The following is a 19,973-nucleotide window of genomic DNA, read 5'->3' as shown; positions in this document are numbered from 1 at the left end:
TGGAGGTGAAGAGGTCAAATCAAGATACACAGCCCCTTTATTTTAGGGTGGATACCCCATCGGGTGCGGCTTTTCCACCCCTCAAACAGCCTGCTCGGCGTATTACGCTTGATTTTTCAACTCTCTCTTCCCCGGCGTCCTGGCTAACGATCATGTGGATTTCGATGTCAAGGCAGGTGAAATCCATGCCTTGCTTGGCGAAAATGGTGCTGGTAAAAGTACCTTGGTTCGCCAGTTGTATGGTTTATACCGGCCGGATGAGGGGAAAATTTTCATCAATGGCGAGGAAGTTGTGTTTCACTCCCCCAAAGATTCCATTGCTGCCGGCATTGGTATGATTCATCAGCATTTCATGCTGGTGCCGGATTTGACGGTGGTGGAGAATGTTGCACTTGGATTGCCCTCATCCCGCGGCGTAATATTAGACCTTGACCGTGTCCGTAAAAGGATTGATTTACTCTGCCAGCAGTACAATCTCAAAGTTGACCCAGACGCCTACATCTGGCAGCTTTCGGTTGGAGAACAGCAACGAGTCGAAATTCTCAAAGCACTTTATCGCGGAGCCGCTCTTCTCGTCCTGGATGAACCAACCGCGGTATTAACCCCACAAGAGGTGGACGACCTTTTCATCACTTTACGACGGATGGCGGATGAAGGTCACGCCCTGATTTTCATCTCCCATAAATTACACGAAGTACTTGCCATCAGTCAACGGGTTACCGTTTTACGCGATGGTAAAGTGGTCGGCACTCGTCAAACCAAAGGTGCCACGAAAACCGAACTTGCTCAAATGATGGTTGGACGTCCGGTCATCCTTCAGTACGAAAAGCCTCCACTAAAAATGGGGGAAGTCTTGTTGAAAATTGAAAATCTGGTGGTCCGGGGCGATCGCGGGAACGATGCCCTCAAAGGGGTATCACTGGAAGTTCATGGCGGTGAAATACTGGGTCTGGCAGGCGTTTCGGGCAATGGACAAAGAGAACTGGCAGAAGCACTGGCGGGTTTGCGGCCGGTAAAATCCGGACGGATTATCCTGAACGGCGTGGATGTCACTCACGCCTCTCCCTCGGTACGGATTGCTACCGGTCAATCCTACATCCCGGAAGAAAGAATGAAAGACGGAGCCATCAAAGATTTTAGCGTTGCTGATAATTTCATCCTCGAAGATCACGCCAAACCGCCTTTCTCCTCGCGGACTTTTCTAAATTTTCGCAGCATCCGACAGGTTTCCGAACGGCTGGTTCAGGAGTTCAATGTAAAAACCCCCACGATTGAAACCCCCATCAAAAATCTTTCCGGCGGGAACATTCAGAAGATGATCCTTGCACGCGAGCTTTCCCGGAAACCCAAAGTGCTGATTGCCGCACAACCAACCCGTGGGGTGGATATTGGCGCTTCGGAGTACATCCATCAACGATTACTCGAACAGCGGCAGGCAGGCACAGCCACATTGCTCATTTCGGAGGATTTAGACGAGATCCGCGCCCTATCGGATCGCATTGCCGTAATATACGAGGGCGAAATTGTTGGGGTTGTAGATGGCAAGACTGCCACCACCGAAGAATTGGGTTTAATGATGGCCGGTATCCGCGAAAAAGCCAAAGCCTGAAGCAATTCCTGGCTTTTCAGGCAAGAATTTGCCGATTAGTACTTTAATTTTGACGAAAAATATCGTAAAATATTCTTGAGAATCGGTGGTCGGAATCCGGTTAATTGCCGGACCGGCGTCGGACCTGTGTGAGTCCGTCGAAAAGTGCCGCCTTACTGAAGGAGTCCACCGATCCGATGAACATCTGGCAAAAATATGTCATTCCCCGCTCCATTGAAGAAGCAATCCACTACCTGACTTCCGCCCCCGGCTCCGCCCGGCCGATCGGCGGCGGAACCGATCTGTTACTCGAAATCCAACAGGGACACCATCCACCGGTTCACACTCTTGTGGATGTAACCCGCATTCCCGATCTGCTGCGGTTGCAAGAAATAGGGGAACGCCTTTTTATTGGCGCCGCAGTTCCTGTAAAGGTGATCACAGAGTCGCCTCTCGTTCGCCATCACGCTTTAGCCGTCGCTGAAGCCTGCGGATTGATTGGAGGCCCGCAAGTTCGGAATACAGCCACCCTTGGCGGAAATGTGGCTCATGCTTTACCGGCAGCCGATGGCATGATTTCTCTATTTGCTTTGGATGCGCAGGTTGAGATCGCCGGAGCCACAGGCCGCCGCTTGCAGCCCATTCACACTCTTTTCAAAGGCCCTGGCCAGTCAACCCTGGATTTGAACTCGGAGATTATCGTCGGATTTTACCTGCCCCTACGTAAATCCGGTCAGTCCTCTGCTTTCAGCCGGGTGATGCGTCCCCAAGGGGTTGCCCTGCCCATTTTGAACATGGCAGTGTGGATGGAACGGGAAGAGCAAGTGATCCGCGACATTCACATTGCGATCGGCCCCTCCGGGCCGGTGCCTTTTCGAGCCACGCAAGTTGAAAAGGAATTGATCGGAAAATCCCCTGATTCCTTTGCACTTAAAAGAGCAAAAGAGGCTATTCACCAATCCATCCAGTTCCGCAGTAGTGCCATGCGTGCCAGTGCCGCTTATCGGCATCATCTCAGCGAAGTACTGCTGGAAGAAGTTATCGGTAAAGCCTGGCAACGGGCATTTGAATTGGAGGTAGCATGAACGACCCGAACATGATTACTCTAACTGTCAACGGGAATACTTACCAGTTACCCGAAATCCCCGGTGAAATGCTGGCAGACCTGCTTCGTTATCGTCTCAAATTGACCGGTACCAAAGTCGCTTGTGGCGAGGCCGAGTGCGGTGCCTGCACAGTGATTCTTAACGGTGAACCGGTGCTGTCCTGTTCTTATCCGGCGGCAAAAGCCAATGGTGCAAATATCCTCACTATTGAAGGATTATCCAGCGTTCAGACCACTCCTGCATCGGATGGCAGCCAGATTCCCCTTCACCCCTTGCAGCAGTCATTCATCGAGTACGGCGCCGTCCAATGTGGTTTTTGCATTCCCGGACAGATTATGACTTCTTATGCCTTGTTACAACGCAATCCAGATCCCAGCGAAGAGGACATTAAGGTTGCCCTCAAGGATACTTTATGTCGCTGCGCCGGTTATCCCACAATTATTAGTGCCATAAAGGCGGCTGCTCGCACCCTTCAAACTGGCCGACCGCTGCCACCCCCCCAAATTGATCCTTCCAGCCATGCTGGCCGGGTAGTTGGAACAGTCCAACCCCGTCCGGATGCTGTTGCCAAAGTGACCGGGAAGGCAATTTATACAGACGATATTCAATTTGAAAACATGCTGCACGCCCGCGTAAAACGTGCTGGCGTTCCATCGGGTATTTTACGCAAGTTGGACATTGAAAAAGCTCAAAAACTGCCCGGTGTAGTGGCTGTTCTAACTGCCGAAGACATCCCCGGCGAGAAATATCACGGCCTGGTCATCCCCGACTGGCCGATTATGGTGGGCATCGGTGAGCAAATTCGTACAGTAGGCGATGCGCTCGCAATTGTGGCAGCCGAATCCCGTCAGATTGCCACCCATGCGCTTGATTTAATCGAAGTGGAAATCGAACCGCTGCCCGTGATTGATCACCCGGTTAAAGCCATCCAGGAAAATGCTCTTCGCATTCACAATAACGGTAATCTTCTCAAACACATCAAAGTTCGGAAGGGGGATGTTGAACAAGGTTTTGCACAGGCAGATGTAGTGCTGGAACATACTTACCATACCCCCATGCATGACCATGCCTTCATGGAACCAGAGTGCAGCATCGCCCGCCCGACCCCCGAAGGACGCATGGAACTTTACGTTGGTTCCCAAATCCCTTACTCTGACCGCAATCAGGTGGCGCGGGCATTGGGAGTACCCGAAGAAAAAGTACGCATCATCGGCCAATTAATTGGCGGCGGTTTTGGCGGCAAAGAGGACATTGCCGGCCAGATCCACGCCGCCTTGCTGGCAAATGTCACTGGCCGGCCAGTCAAATTGCTTTTTGACCGTCAGGAAAGCCTGGTTGTTCACCCTAAACGCCACGCCACTCAAATTCGGGTGAAGGTTGGCGCAAAAATGGACGGCTCTCTTACCGCTGTCGAAACCGAGTTGTTTGGAGATACCGGTGCCTACGCCTCCTTAGGCGAAAAAGTTTTAACTCGTGCCACAACTCACTCCTCCGGCCCGTATGAAATTCCAAATGTCAAAGCCGATTGCTACGCCATGTATACCAACAACCCTCCCGCCGGCGCTTTTCGCGGGTTTGGCGTAATGCAATCCGCTTTTGCAATTGAATCAATGATGGACACATTGGCTGAAGTCCTTCACATGGACCCGGTCGAGTTACGGAAGAAAAACGCCTTACGGGTGGGCAGTGTGACCAATACGGGCCAGGTCCTTCGGGAAAGCGTCGGATTAATGGAGTGTATAGAAAAAGTTGAAGCAGAGATGAACCGCTTAAGCGATGGGAGTCCCTTCACTCCCAAACCGGTCGAAGGAGCTCCACATCTTATTCGAGCATGGGGTTTTGCAGTTGGCTATAAAAATACCGGTTTAGGTGGCGGAGCGCCCGATAAAGCCGGTGCAGAAGTTGAACTGCGTCGAGATGGCACTTTTCAGGTTCGCTCCTCCTCTGCCGAATTAGGCCAGGGTTTACCGACAGTGTTGCAAGTGATTGCCGCTGAAGAGCTCAACCAAAATCCGCGTCAGATAGATGTTCTGTTAATGGACACCGACTTGACCCCCGACGGCGGCCCAACCACAGCCTCACGTCAGACCTTTGTAACCGGCAATGCTGTGCGTCACGCGGCGCGTGCCTTGCGCCAATTATTGACCAGCGAACTGGCCGAGCGCTACGATGTACCCCCCCAGGAAATCCGCTTCATTGAGGGACTGGCCCAGGTCAACGGCAAGCAGGTCAGTCTTTCCCATTTAGCCGAACAAATGCTTGAATCTGGCAGACAACCGCTTGCTTCCTATACCTACTGGGCACCTGCGACCCGCCCCTTGGGGCAGGGAGGCGACATGCACTTTGCTTTCTCCTTTGCTGCCCAGGCAGCCGAAGTTGAGGTCAATACCCTGACGGGGGAAGTCAAAGTATTGCGCCTGATTATCGCAAACGATGTCGGCACCGCAATCAATCCGCTTGGATTACGCGGTCAGATCGAAGGCGGTGCAATAATGGGAATTGGTCACGCCCTGACCGAAAATTTCATTGTCGAACAAGGCCGGGTCATCACCGACCGCCTCGCCCGTTATCGAATGCCCTCGATTACCTTTACACCGGAGATCATTCCCTTTGTAGTTGAACATCCGGTTTCTGAAGGGCCTTTTGGCGCAAAGGGTGTCGGCGAAATCGTACTGATTCCAACCATCCCGGCAATTACAAATGCAATTTATCATGCAGTTGGGGTTCGATTTGACCGAATCCCCGTTGATCAGGAAAAAATCCTTTTAGCCCTGAAGGAAAAAGCCGCAACCGCCTGATATTATACAAAGATTATACAAACGGTCTTAAAAGGCTGACTTGAATCCTCTCGTTGGCTAAAATGAACTTAGATTTATGTTCGTTTTAGCAGTGAGAGGATTTTTTATGAAACTGGACTTTTCTGCCAACCTTTATCAAAGCAATGAGCTTAACACACCCCTGATTGTGCCTTCTGATCGTGCCTTTCGAATTCATCGTTATCAACTTTTTTCTTTCCCAAAATCCCATAGTCAGGTTAACTGGCTCTGCCTTCCGGTTTCTGGCACCAATGTCCTGCACGATTGGTTGAAGCTGGAAAGGTTGTGGAGTACCCGAAAAATTACCAGTGCCGAATTGGAATATGTCGTCTCGATTGTTTCGAACGAGTTTGAACGCTCGGCAATCCTGCGTGGGCTGATTCGAAATCCTTCAATCAACTCATTAGATACTTTACTGGCTTGGATCAGCGACGATACCTTGAACAATTCATTGATCATTGAGATCTTCAAGCAGAATATTTCCTCTCTAAAAAATTTCTCCGTTATATCTCAACGGTTAACTTCCCTGTTGGGTAATCCCTCCCTCTCCGAAAAACAAGCGACTACCCTCTTATCGCTAGCAGCTTTGCATCCGGCATGGGAGTTACCCCAATCCCTGACGGAAACGATCTTCAAACGATACTATTCTCACCCAGCGGTTGCTTTTGCCCTTCTGGAATACCTTGTTTCACATCATAATATTGATTTTCTGAACCGGTGGATTGAAAAAACCTTATCTAAATCTGAAGTGCCTTATCCCCTCAATCTGGCGGTCTGGCTTTCCCTAAAACAAATCCAACCCTGGCGCTTTGAAGCTTATTTCTCCACTCTTCAATACCTCGATTGCCGGGAAAATCCCTGCCTCAATCCCCTCAAGAACTCTCTTGAGAAAATATCATCTTTTAATCAAGAACAAAATAAATTACCGCACAACGAACATGATTTGACGATTGCTCAATTCATGTTTTTCGGATCAATCCATCAACCGGGAGTTGGAGACAGCGGCGGCTTGTCCATTTTCCTCAATCAGCTTGGTAATGCACTCGCAGAGAATGAAAATATCCGCCAGATCCTCACATTTGTAACCTCTCCCCTTGCCACTTCTCTTCTGACTCCTGTGGAGAATGGCAACCAGATTCATTTACTGGTGACTCTCCCCATTCACGATAACTTCCAGGTTGATAAGGACGACTTTGTTGCCTATCCCCTCCAACTAAAAACCTTTCTTCGGCTTTTCCTCAATCAAATCACCCCCCTGCCAGACATCTTTCACTTAAGGTTTAACGACATTCGAACATTTGCCGTAGCAGAAATTGCCCGAGAAATGAACATTAAAACCATACTGACCCTCACCGCTGATCCGCACCGAGCCATAGAAAAACACTACGAATCTCGATCCAATCTCCAGCCTGAGGATATTCAAATCCTCAATCAATCGCTCTTCCGCGTGCTGATTGCCGATCAACTACTTCACCAATCGGATGCGGTAGTAATCCTCCCTTCCAAACAAGGCATACTGGATTTACTGCCGTATTTTCCACAACTCACTCAAATTATCCGAAAGAAAACTTTTACTGTCATCCCGGAAGGGCTCGAGGTTGCTTCTGCTAACTTTCATCATATTGACCCGATTCAGCCAGTTTTAACTCGCATTAAACGATCTTCGGATGATTCGAGTCACGCCAATCGCCGTCTGATTTTGAGTGTTGGTCGGCTAAGCCCGATCAAACAGCAAAATCTGTTGGTTGAGGCATGGCTGAAAAGCGATTTATGGCAATCGGTTGATCTTGTTCTGATTGGTGGATCACCTTCAAATCCAACACCCTCCGAGCAGAAAATGCTCCGTTCAATTGAGAAATTGCTTGAACAAAATCCCGCAGCCATGCCGTTTTTCTTCCTGTTGCCAGCAATGCCCAATCACCAGATTCGAGCCCTGGAATCTTACCTGTCAGAATGCTACCCCCTTGATCAACCGCCTGTGTATGTTTGCTCCAGCCTTAAGGAGGAATTTGGCATCGCCATCCTCGAAGCCATGTCAGCCGGATGGCTGGCAATTGGTCCAAAAGCCGGCGGCCTTTCCAGTTATATTCGAGATGGCGAGAATGGTTTCCTGATGGATACTTCCGAGGTTAATCAATTAGGAGATGCTCTTCTGGAGATTCTTTCGCTTCCAGGGCAAAAGTTGCAAAAAATTGCCCTTGCGGGTAAAAAAACCGTTCAGGAAAATTATGATATTCACCGTATTGCTCAACTACTGATTGACCTTTATATAAAAACCACCTCTGAATCCAACTTAAAGCCTCCCCATGAAAACCATCCTGATTATCAGCCCGCCGTTTTACTCGCATTTTAGCCCGTTATTGACCATTGCTAAAGCTATAAGAGTTAGTGGACGTGTTCGGGTAGTGGTTGCCACTGCTTCAGCCTTCGAGAATCAAGTTCGTGCGGCCAAGTGCGATTTTGCCCCATTAGAAGTGGCTTCCAACGCCAATACCGGTATCGCCGAGAAAACTCGCCAGGTCAAAAAAGAAGCCCGGCGTTTGGATCAATTTTTCAGGGCTACCCAAGAAGGCGCAATCCCAACTTTACTCATTCAGGCAAAGCACCGCCGTTTGGATATGCTACCTGAGCCTATGCCAATTTACCGGCAACTACAGCAACTTTATCAACAATGGCAGCCTTCGCTTTTTCTGGTTGACCAATTAAATTACGCGGTCACACTTTCCTTATTTTCATTGGGTTACCCATTTATCACTTTTTGCCCCGGCCACCCCACCTACATCCCGGAAGGCGATCAGACCTTCGGTGTGCCTTACGCCTTTCCATCTGAAATTCAACCGGCGGCAAAGGATTTGCAGAAGCTCAATAATCTGGCTTCAAAAATTGAACAGGAGTTTACGTCCGTATTCAATCAATTTTTAGAACAGTACGCACCTCACCTCCCCGCTGTTGAAAATGCGTTTCGTTTATCCTCCCCCCTGGCAATTCTGTTTAATTACCCTGATTTTGGCCATCTCCACCTGCAGCGAGAAAACCCCGTCAAGTGCTTTGGCGGGCATTGCTTCTCTCCCAACCCGACTCTCAATCTGGAATGGCGGGAAATCATTCGGGAAAACCACTCCCGGTTTCCCAAAGTTCTGCTCAGTTTTGGTACATTCCTCTCCGCTCGTTCGGATGTCATTCAAAAAACTTTGAAGTACTTAAACCAAATTTTTCCTAACGGCTTGTTTATTGCCGCTGTGGGTGGTCGTCTGCAGGAGTATGCCGAATTTCAGGACAGCCGCTTCATATTGAGCGAATTTTTACCCCAAACCGCACTCCTTCCTGAGGTGGATTTGGTCATTCATCATGGGGGCAACAACACCTTTACTGAGACGCTTTATCATGCCAAACCGATGCTGATTTTTCCCTTTTCCAGTGATCAGTTCGCCATTGCACACGATGCAGAACATTTTGGCATTGCAAAAGTGTTGAACCCAAACGACTTTTTGCTGGAAGAATTCGAGGGTAAAATTAAAATGCTACTTTCAGGGGATTGTGATGCCTCCCTGCGCAATTGGTCAAAATTCAGCCACCAACGCGGAGCGACTTTCCTTGCCAATTCAATTTTGTCTTTTGCATAAATCGATATTCCCTTTCAAAACCCGATCCATCCATTAAAAGGAGCATCTCATGGCCAAGCGTCTCATCACCGCTGAAGATCTCTATCGTTTTCAAGTTCCATCAGGGGCAGCAATTTCACCGGATGGAAAACACGTTATCCTGACCCTTCAACGAGTCGAGAAGAAAACTGAAAAGAAATTTTCCAACTTGTGGGTAGTCCCCGTCGAAGGGGGGCAACCGCATCAGTTTACCTTTGGCGAGCAAAGTGATAATCACCCGGTATGGTCACCGGATGGGTCACAAATTGCCTTCCTTTCCAATCGTCAGAATAAAGACAAACCGCCGGCGCTATTCCTCATCCCTTTCAACGGCGGTGAGGCCCGTCCGCTGGCTCAGATAGACGGTGAAATTGGCGAGATAATCTGGTCTCCGGATGGAAAAAAAATTCTCTGTACGGTCAGGAAGTTGGATCAGGAAGTTCTTGAACGTCAGAAAAATCCGGATCTTAAAAATATCAGCACCCCTGCCCGGCATTACAATCGTTTATTCTACAAACTGGATGGCTACGGTTACCTGCCTCATGAACGCTGGCATTTGTGGGTAATTGATGCCGCCAGTGGTAAGCCAACCCAAATCAGTGATCATCCGGTCTGGGACGAAAATTTCCCCGATTGGTCTCCCGATGGCAAATGGATTGCTTTTATTTCCAATCACAGCGATGATCCCGACTCCAACCCGGATCTGGATGATATTTTCATCATGCCTGCCCATGGGGGTGAAGCCCGCCGGCTGGAAACACCTCCCGGTAACAAATCCTCACTTCGCGTCTCGCCAGATAGTAAATGGCTGGCCTATTATGGCCAGGAAGGCATCGGAGAAGGCTTTAAGAATATCGGCCTTTGGGTCATTCCAACTGATGGATCCCAACCACCTAAAAACTTAACCGAAGCTTTTGATTTGAACGTCAGCGCCTGGACGATCAATGACATCGGTGGGGCCGTTACCAATCCACCCTTATGGAGCGCGGATAGCCAGGCCCTTTACTTCCCGGTCACTATTCATGGTTCCAGTATCTTGATGAAAATCCAGGTAGATGGAAGCGGATTAGAAACTATTGTTGGCGAAGGCGGAGTTTTTCACACCCAAACCATCAATCGGGCTGCAACCCGGATTGCGGGTTTATACGGATCCTTTTCGGATCCGGGTCAGGTGATGATCGTGGATCTGACCTCTCACCAGCAGCGCATTCTGACTCGTTTTAACCGCGAAATTCTCGACAAGGTTGATCTCGGTGAGATCGAGGAAGTCTGGTTCAAAGGGCCGGATAACAACGACTTGCAAGGTTGGATTCTCAAGCCACCCCAATTTGATCCGAATAAAAAATATCCATCCATAATGGAAATTCACGGAGGCCCGCTCACCCAATACGGCAAACTTTTCATGCACGAGTTTTACTATCTGGCTGCCCAGGGATTTGTGGTTTACTTTTGCAATCCACGCGGTGGCCGCGGTTACGGTGAGCAGCACGCTGCCGCCATTCACGGCAATTGGGGCGACCGTGATTACGCCGACCTCATGGCCTGGGCCGACTACATGGCGCAAAAGCCCTACATAGACACCGGCCGGATGGGGGTTACCGGCGGCAGTTACGGCGGTTACATGACGGTCTGGATTATTGGTCACACCGAACGCTTCCGCGCCGCTGTCACCCAGCGTTGTGTCAGCAATTTCATCTCCATGTGGGGTTCCAGCGATTTTAATTGGGTCTTTCAGCGGGAATTGAACGATAAACCACCCTTCGAGGCATTGGAATACTACTGGCAGCGCTCGCCAATCGCCCACATCGGCAACGCCAAAACTCCAACGCTGGTCATCCACAACGAGATGGACCTGCGTTGCCCGATTGAACAGGGAGAACAGGTTTATGTTGCCCTCAAGCGGCTGGGGGTGGATACCGAAATGGTGCGCTTTCCCGAAGAATTTCACGGTCTTTCCCGCGGCGGAAGGACCGACCGGCGTATCATACGATTGAATCATATTGCCAGATGGTTTAAAAAATATTTGCTCGATGACAGCCAACCACATTAATCCCCACTTTCCGCTCATTGACTTACACCGTCATCTCGACGGCAGCGTTCGACTGGAAACCATCCTGGACTTAGGGCTGACCCACGGTCTGCCTCTACCTGCCCAAGACATCGAAAGTTTACGTCCTTATGTCCAGGTTAGTGAGGCGCAAGCCGGGGTGATGGCCTTCATTGCTCGTTTTGAGTGGATGACCAGGATTCTCGTTAATGAGGATGCCTGTTACCGGGTTGCTTACGAATGCGTCGAAGACCTGAGTAAAGAAGGCATTGACTTCGCCGAACTACGGTTTTCTCCATGGTTCATGGCTGAAACACATCAACTCAACCCCGTGGCGGTGATTGATGCGGTGGTGGATGGTGTCCGCTCAGCCAGCAGTCAAACCGGCATCCCCATCAATCTGATCGGGATTCTCAGCCGCACCTATGGGCCGGAGATTTGTCATCGGGAACTGGAAGCCATCCTTGCCCGCCGCGAGGCGTTCGTGGCGGTGGACCTGGCCGGCGATGAGGCAAACTTCCCTGCCGAATGGTATCAGGCTCATTTCGCCTTGGTCCGCAATGCCGGTTTGCACGTAACCATCCATGCGGGAGAAAGCGCTGGTGCTCAGAGTATCTGGCAAGCCATTCAATTGCTTGGAGCAGAACGGATTGGGCATGCCGTCCAGGCGCAACACGATGAAACCCTGTTGGATTTTATGACCAAAAAACGCATCGCCGTTGAAGTCAATTTAACCAGCAATGTCCAGACCTCAACGGTAAAAAGTTATAACGACCATCCCGTTCGCCTCTTCCTTGATTGGGGAATTTGTGCAACTTTGAACACAGATGACCCCGGCATCAGTGCCATTACTTTGCCCTACGAATACAACGTGGCTGCCCCAAGGGCTGGATTGTCGCAGCAACAAATCTGGCAATTGCAGCAAAACGCATTGGAAGCGTCCTTTCTTACACCTCAACAAAAATCCGAATTGGTCTTGAAGAAAGGTTCACCCACACTTCATGGAGATGTTTGACTTCATTCTCGCCGGAGGCGGTGCTGCAGGCCTGAGTCTGGCGCTGCGCCTGATTCAAACCTTGCCCCACAAAAAAATCTTGATCGTTGATCGGGCACCTAAGCAAACCAATGACCGCACCTGGTGTTTCTGGTCGGTTCATCCAAGCCCTTATCCATCTGCCACTTACCGTACCTGGGAGAGATTGGCTTTCTTCAACACAAACTTCTCAACCACGTTTACCCTCTCCCCCTACCACTATTATTTGATTCGCGGTATTGACTTTTACCGCTATGCTTATGACATTTTGAACGCGTCCCCCAACGTTCGTTTTGAATTTGGCGATGTGCGTAGTATCAGTGAAGATGAGAATGCCGCATACATTGACCTCAATGGTGTTCACTTTCAGGGGGAGTGGGTGTTTAGCAGCCTCTACGATCCCGGCAAGATTAAAGCAGACCCCAAACGTTATCATTACTTAAAGCAACATTTTCGCGGTTGGGAAATTGAAACCAGCCTTCCCTTTTTTGATCCTCAAACACCGACACTGTTTGATTTTCGCACCCCACAAAACGGGCAGATGCGCTTTATGTACATTCTCCCCTTTTCGGAACGGGAAGCGCTGGTGGAATATACCCTCTTTTCCCCAACCTTGCTGACCAGCGAGGAATATGATCAAGCGCTTCAGCGCTACATAACTGAGGTTTTGAAAATCCGCGAATATCAGATCAGGGCAGTTGAAAACGGTGTGATTCCCATGTCCGATCAACCCCTACCTCGTCAACTTGGGAAGCGCATATTAGCAATTGGCACACTCGGCGGGCGGGTCAAGCCATCCAGTGGTTACGCATTTTTACGGATTCAGAAAGATAGTGAAGCAATTATCTCTTCGCTGATCCAGCATGGGCATCCGTTTGATCTTCCGGAATCTCCAGCCCGCTACCGGCTGTTTGACAGCATCATGCTACAAGTGATGCTGCGCCACGGCGATCAGATGCATCATATTTTTACTCAATTGTTTCGTAATAATCCGGTAAAACGGGTTTTTGGATTTTTGGACGAAGAACAAACCTTCTTACAGAATGTTAAAATCCTGACCTCCTTACCCCCATTGCCTTTTCTAAGAGCCTTGCTGCGACTAAAACTTTTAGGCAGGGTCTGATCCGGTTATGACAGGTTGATAAGATTCCTCAAAGAGTTAACCAGCATTCCAAGATATTCCTTCAGGCTGGTTGTGGTCATTGAAAGATAGCCTGCGTTCGGCAAGACATTAATTATTTGAGCGGGAAAATTTGCCTGCCATAAGCTGCGCCATTCTGCGTCGGTAATCGAATAGTCTGCCGGGGAAGGAATTACATCAATACCTTGCTCACGAAACAAGTAAACCGCCCGGGGCATATGTTGTGCCGATGTAACCAGAATCACTTTATCGAAGCCTCTCTCCCTCAAGATTTGGGTGGAATAAAACACATCTTCGGCAGTGTTTTGAGATTGATCCTGTAATATCAGCACCGAGTCGGGCACGCCCATGAACAGCATCAATTCTCGCATCTCCAATGCCGGTGTCGTTGTGCGAGCGGATAACCATTCGATATTTCCGCCGCTCAGTAGAATATAGGGGGCAATCCCCTGACGATACAGCCGAACGGCATGAATAACGCGATCGCCAGCCCCATTCACCTCCACGCCGCTGCGAGGTGCGTCAGAAGATTCCGTTCCACCACCCAGAACGAGGATGACATCGGCAGGCGGCAACTCGGCTGGGGGATGGATTTTCCTCTCCAGAGTGTAAGTCAGACTATAAGCGACCCAGCGGTTTCCCCCCAACCAGAGTAAAACAAGCGCAAGGACAACCAACCTCTTCTGCCACACTGGCGATACCCGAAGAAGCAGACTGAGTAAAATCAACAGGCAAGCCAAACCGAGGGGATAGATCAATAGAGGTAGAAATTTGGAAAGAAAAACAAACATGATTTTCTGCTCCCAACATGGCTATCCAAAATTAAACTTAAACATTCACCGAATATCCCCTGATGCGCTCTTTTATGATACCCTTAACCATACAATCACAAAAGGAATTCTGAGCATGAGAACAATTCGTTGGTTAAATCTGATTACTCTCGTTTTCACGATTGTAGTCAACACTCTGGCAAACGCTTTGCCCATCAACAACCGCACGACCGGTGAGATATCCGACTCATACCCGGTTTTATTTACCCCCGCTGGTTACGTCTTTGCCATATGGGGATTAATTTACCTGTCTTTGCTCGGTTTTGGAATTTACCAGCTTCTTCCCTCTCAGCAGAAGAACTCCCACATTGATCGGATTGGTGGCTGGTTCATTGCAGCCAACCTCTTTAACGGCGCATGGATCTTTGCCTGGCATTACGGCTTAATTCCACTTTCGATGCTGGTAATGTTGGGCTTGCTGATTTCATTGCTGGCAATTTATCTCCGCCTTGGAATTGGGGTTCAGGAAGCCTCACCTGCTGACCGAAGCCTGATTCATTTTCCATTCAGTCTGTATCTCGGATGGATTTCAGTTGCCACCATTGCCAATGCGAGCGTTTTACTCTACACTTTGAATTGGGACGGTTTTGGAATCGCACCTGAGGTTTGGACCGGTGTGGTAATTGTGATTGGCGGATTACTGGCAATCGCTATGATTCACTACCGAAATGCAATCACTTATCCGCTGGTGATCGTCTGGGCATTCTCCGGCATCCTTTTCAAAGCCGGCGGTTCCGAACAGATTGCAAACATTGCTGGAGCAGTTGCAGCACTCATCCTGATCTTCCTGCTGTATTCTATGCTGCGTGCCCGTCAAATGAAACTGATTTCAAGCCGGGTCAATCGTGAAAATTTACGCTAACCAGCTGATTCTCGGTTATAATCTCTTCAGAAGTTTTCAAACCAAATTTGAATGAACCAGGAGTTAGCCATGAAAGAGAACCTTGTTCTTGTACGCCATGGGCAAAGCCTGTGGAATCTGGAAAATCGATTTACCGGCTGGACTGACGTTGACCTGACCGACATTGGCAAAGAGGAAGCCCGTCTTGCCGGTCAGCAAATGCTTGCAGAAAAATTTACTTTCGATTACGTATTTACTTCGGTGTTAAAACGCGCCATCCGAACACTTTGGATCATTTTGGACGAAATGGACTTGATGTGGTTGCCGGTTGAGCGCGCCTGGCAGCTGAATGAACGGCATTATGGCGCATTGCAAGGTTTGAATAAAGCCGAGACTGCCGCAAAGTACGGAAACGAACAGGTGCACATCTGGCGGCGCAGTTACGCAACCCCTCCGCCTGCTCTTTCACTGGATGACCCCCGTCACCCGCGCTTTGACCCCCGTTATGCCAAGGTTGATCCTGCCCTGTTGCCTGCCACCGAATCCTTGAAAATGACCCTGGAGAGGGTGATGCCTTACTGGAATGAGAAAATTGTCCCACGCCTCAAAGCAGGTGAAAAAATCCTGATTGTTGCCCACGGCAACAGTCTGCGGGCGTTGGTCAAGTACCTTGATCAAATTTCTGACGAAGACATTACCGAACTAAACATTCCTACCGGTATCCCTCTGGCCTATCAACTGGATGATCAACTCAAAGTGGTGTCTCGCCGATATCTGGCGGACGAAGAAGCCGTCAAAGCCGCCGCTGAAGCCGTTGCACGACAGGGTTTGGCCAAAAAAGAATAACCACTGGCTTGTTAAGGATAATAAAAGCGGCTGCCACATACAAGGGCAGCCGCTTTTTGGCCGCATGAATGGAAATTATTCACCACGAGTCCCGAAAATATAGTCCCACAATGGTGAGGAGACTCCGAAACGTTGGTTCGGAGTTTTATAGTGATGCCGCATGTGATGGCGCTTCAATGCTTTCAAGATTCCGCTGCGCATTGGCCAGTGATGCGTAGCATAATGAGTAATGTCATACATCAAGTAACCGACAATAAATCCGGAAAAAACCATTGCTGTCATAAATGGAGCCTGTAACAAAACTCCAAATAATAGATGATAAATCCCATAAAACACAAGTGCTAATGGAATACTGACGACCGGAGGCATTACCAGGCGAGTCTTGCATTGAGGTTGTTCGTGATGTACACCGTGGAAGAGATAAAAAATCTTTTCTTGCTGAGGTGTTTTCGGCTTATAGTGAAAAAGGAATCGGTGCAGCAGGTATTCCGCCAGAGTCCACAAAAAAAGGCCGAAAATAAAACCAAATGGGATAAAGAATACCGAAACAAATGCCGGTTTGATCAGAATCCCCCGAATGAAGAAAAACACCGCTACTGGAAGCCAGATGATGACCACGACAATCGGTGAAATGTGGGTGAAAAATTCCAAAAAATCCGACTTGAACAGACGAATGGGTTCATCGCTGTGATTTATTTTGATAGTGTCCATTTGTTCACCTTGCGAAATGGAATTATTGGATAAATTTAGGGAGGATTATGTTGAAGTATATCACAGGATGAATCATTATATAATACCGGTAAAGCAGTCAATCAGGATGAATGTTCGTGAACAAATCCTCTATCCGCAAAAAAAGCCCGGTCAAGCAATTGCTGGCTGAACGATATTTACTTATTTCTCTGATCAGTTTTGCCGCCACTGTATTGGGCATTCGCTTATTTTTAGAACTGACCAATTACCCACGCGTTGAATTTGGTACTCTGCATATCGCCCATGTCATTTGGGGAGGACTGATATTATTTGCCGCAGCCTTATTACCAATCATGTTTGCCAACCGTTGGGCACTATTCTGGTCGGCATTGTTGAGCGGCATGGGCTTTGGCCTTTTTATTGATGAAATCGGAAAATTCATCACCCAAACCAATGATTACTTCTACCCTCCCGCCGCACCGCTGATTTACGCCAGCTTTCTTCTCACGGTGTTGATTTACACCCAATTTCGCAAGCCGCGTCCTTCCACCACTCGCGAGGACTTGTATCACATCTTTAGCATGATGGAAGAGTTACTGGACGAAGATCTGGACGAGGAAGAAAAATCTTACCTCATCCAGCGCCTGACTCACATCATCCACACATCAACCGATGCAACACTGGTTCGTCTGGCACAATCTTTGCTTCACTTCTTACAAAGCGACCTGCTAACCAACCCGGCCCCTTCTAAATCCGGTCTTCTCATCAAGTGGGAGCAACTGGTCACAAATTTCGAGAGCGTTTTTACCCGACAACGGTTATATTTTTTATTGATAATGGGCTTATTCTGGCATGGATTGATCTCTATTCTGGGTTTATTTAACCTGACCCTGCTGTCCATCCAAACCATCAATGGACAACCAGAAAGGTTTATTGAAATCATCCAGACCCTCCCGCCCAATATTCCCCCAGAATGGTTAATTGTCAAAACCGCAAGTCAGGCCGCAATTGGATTTTTTTCGGTTGCTGCAGGGTTGCTGCTGATTTTGAAACGCGAAAAAATTGCCGTTCGGATCGGCATTCTGGTGCTTACCACTTCCCTCACGATTGTCAACTTATTGGTTTTTTATCTGGATCAATTCTCAGCTTCGATCAATGCCATTTTCGAACTGGCTCTACTGCTTGGATTGGTCAATTATCGCCGGCGTTTCATTCAGAAAGACCTTATTGACGGTGCGGTTGAGATGGCGCGAGATTTAACGCCGGACGAAGAACCATCACTTCCGGTTTAAGCGTGGTTACCTTGGCCATCCCGTGGGTCAAATCACCCAAAGATCGTTCAAAATCAGTCAGATTTGAAAGAGGTATCTGCACTTTAAGGCTGACCCGATCGGTAAAATTCTCTTCTATTACCTCACCGTCCTTGTTCTCAATCAAACGCCGGACTTTTTGATAATCGGAATAACCCACGATACACACTAATTCACATGCCTTCACTTGTTTTGCAAGCGGCAACTCGGCAAGCACCGCCTTGGTCACCTGCTGATAGGCTTTGACCAGCCCACCGCTGCCCAATTTTGTCCCTCCAAAGTAACGCACCACTACCACGACGATATTCCCGATTCCGCTGCCTTTCAAAACGCTTAAAACCGGCTTGCCAGCAGTGCCTACGGGTTCGCCGTCATCGTTACAATGTTCAATGACAGTTGTACCGTGACCAATCAGGTAAGCCGGAACATGGTGGGTTGCGTCCGCAAACTCACTGCGGATACGCTGGATAAAATTTCGTGCATCTTCCACCGAAAAAGCAGGTGCAGCGATCGCAATAAAACGGGAATTGACGATGGTTATTTCTGCTCGCCATTCATTAGCAGGAACTGAAATCGTTTTAGAAAATTCAGAGCTCGTGGTATCATCAGATTTGCCCATAAGGCGAGTAGAACTCCCTCTGCCAAGGATCGAAAAATGAAACACTATTTAGTAGATATTCAGTATACCGCCCCCATCGAGAAAATTGATGAAATTTTGCCTCATCATCGGGCCTTCTTACAGGTAGGCTATGATCGGGGCTACCTGTTGTGTTCCGGTCCCAAAAACCCACGCACCGGTGGAATTATCATTGCCCGCGCCGAATCCGAGGATGAATTACGCATCTTTTTCGAACAGGACCCCTATCATCTAAACCACGCCGCTCGTTATTCGTTTATCGAATTCAATCCGGTTAAATTCCAGCCTTTTTTGGAAAAATGGGTCGCCGGACAGGAATAAAGCGTTACGTCATTGGGGTTGGGAAATCCCCATGCCCAATTTCTCGGCAATAAATTGAGCAATTTGTTGAGAGCCATTCATCGTTTCGATTTGTTTTTTCGGAATGGCAAGAGCCGAAGGAAGCACATCCAGCCATTTGCCGTGGATGAAATCTGCTTCTTCAATCCTCATCCCGTGTAATTCCCATTCCACAAAAGCGGCTAAAGGGGTTGTCTCCCGAAAATGGTTGCGGGGGATGTATAAATACGGCACCCCGCTGTGGTATGCCTCAGCAATCGTGCTGTATCCCAGTTTTCCCACAACAACATCGCTGGCGTTGACCAGATCAGGATGGTAAAAAGAATGGTGATGAGGTAGCAGTAAAAGATTCTCCCGCCACTCATATTGTTCGCTTGCGCCTGGAATGACAAATACAGCCTCGTTAAATCTTTGTAGCGGCCGCAATGGATTGAGAAGTTGAGGGATACCTCCCATGGTGATCAGAACCATTGGCTGATTGGAACTTATTTTCAGGGCATCCCGTAACACATGCCGCGGCATTCTCGGCAAACGCGAGACCGGCTGGCTTACCAGATTTGAAGACCGGTATTCACACACCGGTTCAGTTTGGATATGATAATCCGCCATCTCAAAGGCATCGCGCAGCAGGGTGATAAAATCCCTAAAACGCGGTTCTAATTCAATATAACCCTCATAAATCCAATCCCAGGTAAAGTTTTCCACCAATACCGAAGGAATATTTGCCAATTTTGCTGCCACAATCCCTAAAGGTGAAATATCACACAAGACAAGATCACTTTTGCGTTCTTTCAATAACTCTGCCAGATAAAGGACTTTTTCATTTGTAAAAGGCAAAAAGGACTTTAACCGCTCGACCGTTCCGGGTAAATCTTCAACAAAAGGCGAAAGTTGTACCACCCCCACATCGGTTTCAAAGGGAATGTACGCATATCTTTCGACCTTCAACGAGTCCTCAAAAAACCATTCGGGTACACTGGTAATCACATCGAATTGACAGTCTGAAATGATCCGATGAAGCATTTGCAAAACAGCAACCGTCCGCGATGCGTGACCAAATCCGTGGGGCGAAATGACAGCACTAATTTTCATAATTCAACATTCTTTT

Annotated in this window: 16 protein-coding genes; 12 read left to right on the top strand and 4 right to left on the bottom strand. The window is 48.6% G+C overall.

The genetic code is table 11. The annotated features are described in order from the left end of the window. Positions 1 to 154 precede the first annotated feature (154 nt). The 8 genes from AC812_RS15265 (at position 155) to AC812_RS15230 (ending at position 13,354) form a co-directional block, all read left to right on the top strand. Entirely contained in the window at positions 155 to 1,609 is a 1,455-nt protein-coding gene (locus AC812_RS15265; RefSeq protein WP_236839262.1) for an ABC transporter ATP-binding protein, read from the top strand. 176 nt (positions 1,610 to 1,785) lie between these two features. Beyond that, the gene (locus AC812_RS15260; RefSeq protein ID WP_061917133.1) at positions 1,786 to 2,673 is read left to right on the top strand and encodes an FAD binding domain-containing protein; all 888 of its coding nucleotides are present in this window, start codon (positions 1,786 to 1,788) and stop codon (positions 2,671 to 2,673) included. Further along, positions 2,670 to 5,492, top strand: a complete 2,823-nt coding sequence (locus AC812_RS15255; protein WP_236839263.1) for a molybdopterin-dependent oxidoreductase — start codon at positions 2,670 to 2,672, stop codon at positions 5,490 to 5,492. Before AC812_RS15260 ends, AC812_RS15255 begins: the two co-directional genes overlap by 4 nt. Positions 5,493 to 5,598: 106 nt before the next feature. Next, positions 5,599 to 7,863: a glycosyltransferase family 4 protein gene (locus AC812_RS15250; RefSeq protein ID WP_061917136.1), complete on the top strand. Its 2,265-nt coding sequence runs from the start codon at positions 5,599 to 5,601 to the stop codon at positions 7,861 to 7,863. Further along, the gene (locus tag AC812_RS15245) at positions 7,817 to 9,133 is read left to right on the top strand and encodes a glycosyltransferase (protein WP_082149112.1); all 1,317 of its coding nucleotides are present in this window, start codon (positions 7,817 to 7,819) and stop codon (positions 9,131 to 9,133) included. The genes AC812_RS15250 and AC812_RS15245 overlap by 47 nt, the downstream gene beginning before the upstream one ends. A 49-nt stretch (positions 9,134 to 9,182) precedes the next feature. Next, a complete protein-coding gene (locus AC812_RS15240; RefSeq protein ID WP_061917141.1) occupies positions 9,183 to 11,201 on the top strand; it encodes a S9 family peptidase in 2,019 nt (672 codons plus the stop codon). Then, positions 11,182 to 12,213: an adenosine deaminase gene (add, locus tag AC812_RS15235; RefSeq protein WP_061917144.1), complete on the top strand. Its 1,032-nt coding sequence runs from the start codon at positions 11,182 to 11,184 to the stop codon at positions 12,211 to 12,213. Before AC812_RS15240 ends, add begins: the two co-directional genes overlap by 20 nt. Then, a complete protein-coding gene (locus tag AC812_RS15230) occupies positions 12,200 to 13,354 on the top strand; it encodes a lycopene cyclase family protein (protein ID WP_082149113.1) in 1,155 nt (384 codons plus the stop codon). Before add ends, AC812_RS15230 begins: the two co-directional genes overlap by 14 nt. Before the next feature lie 5 nt (positions 13,355 to 13,359). On the opposite strand, the gene AC812_RS15225 is transcribed toward AC812_RS15230, so the two are convergent. Continuing rightward, on the bottom strand, positions 13,360 to 14,163 hold the full coding sequence (locus AC812_RS15225) for a YdcF family protein (protein WP_061917149.1): 804 nt from the start codon (positions 14,161 to 14,163) through the stop codon (positions 13,360 to 13,362). A gap of 115 nt (positions 14,164 to 14,278) precedes the next feature. Here AC812_RS15225 and AC812_RS15220 point away from each other — a divergent pair, with 115 nt between their 5' ends. Together AC812_RS15220 and gpmA are read left to right on the top strand one after the other, a co-directional pair. Then, positions 14,279 to 15,064 (top strand): tryptophan-rich sensory protein, encoded by a 786-nt coding sequence (locus tag AC812_RS15220; protein ID WP_145962568.1) that lies wholly within the window; start codon positions 14,279 to 14,281, stop codon positions 15,062 to 15,064. Between the two features lie 69 nt (positions 15,065 to 15,133). Beyond that, positions 15,134 to 15,889, top strand: coding sequence for a 2,3-diphosphoglycerate-dependent phosphoglycerate mutase (gpmA, locus tag AC812_RS15215; protein WP_061917154.1), 756 nt, complete (start codon positions 15,134 to 15,136; stop codon positions 15,887 to 15,889). Between the two features lie 75 nt (positions 15,890 to 15,964). On the opposite strand, the gene AC812_RS15210 is transcribed toward gpmA, so the two are convergent. Next, positions 15,965 to 16,600 (bottom strand): sterol desaturase family protein, encoded by a 636-nt coding sequence (locus AC812_RS15210; RefSeq protein ID WP_114676110.1) that lies wholly within the window; start codon positions 16,598 to 16,600, stop codon positions 15,965 to 15,967. A 116-nt stretch (positions 16,601 to 16,716) separates the two neighbouring features. On the opposite strand from AC812_RS15210, the gene AC812_RS15205 reads away from it, so the two are divergent. Continuing rightward, a complete protein-coding gene (locus AC812_RS15205; RefSeq protein WP_145962569.1) occupies positions 16,717 to 17,871 on the top strand; it encodes a hypothetical protein in 1,155 nt (384 codons plus the stop codon). On the opposite strand, the gene AC812_RS15200 is transcribed toward AC812_RS15205, so the two are convergent. After that, positions 17,804 to 18,508: a YigZ family protein gene (locus AC812_RS15200; RefSeq protein ID WP_061917160.1), complete on the bottom strand. Its 705-nt coding sequence runs from the start codon at positions 18,506 to 18,508 to the stop codon at positions 17,804 to 17,806. The genes AC812_RS15205 and AC812_RS15200 overlap by 68 nt on opposite strands. A 36-nt stretch (positions 18,509 to 18,544) precedes the next feature. Here AC812_RS15200 and AC812_RS15195 point away from each other — a divergent pair, with 36 nt between their 5' ends. After that, a complete protein-coding gene (locus tag AC812_RS15195) occupies positions 18,545 to 18,847 on the top strand; it encodes a YciI family protein (RefSeq protein WP_061917163.1) in 303 nt (100 codons plus the stop codon). A 9-nt stretch (positions 18,848 to 18,856) separates the two neighbouring features. On the opposite strand, the gene AC812_RS15190 is transcribed toward AC812_RS15195, so the two are convergent. Further along, positions 18,857 to 19,957 carry a glycosyltransferase family protein gene (locus AC812_RS15190; protein WP_061917165.1) on the bottom strand — a complete coding sequence of 367 codons (1,101 nt, stop codon included), beginning with the start codon at positions 19,955 to 19,957 and terminating at the stop codon, positions 18,857 to 18,859. Between the last annotated feature and the right edge of the window lie 16 nt (positions 19,958 to 19,973).

This window comes from Bellilinea caldifistulae, from assembly GCF_001306055.1.
Lineage (GTDB): Bacteria > Chloroflexota > Anaerolineae > Anaerolineales > Anaerolineaceae > Bellilinea > Bellilinea caldifistulae.
The sequence above is the reverse complement of the archived record's forward strand: the minus strand, read 5'-3'. Positions and strand labels throughout refer to the sequence as shown.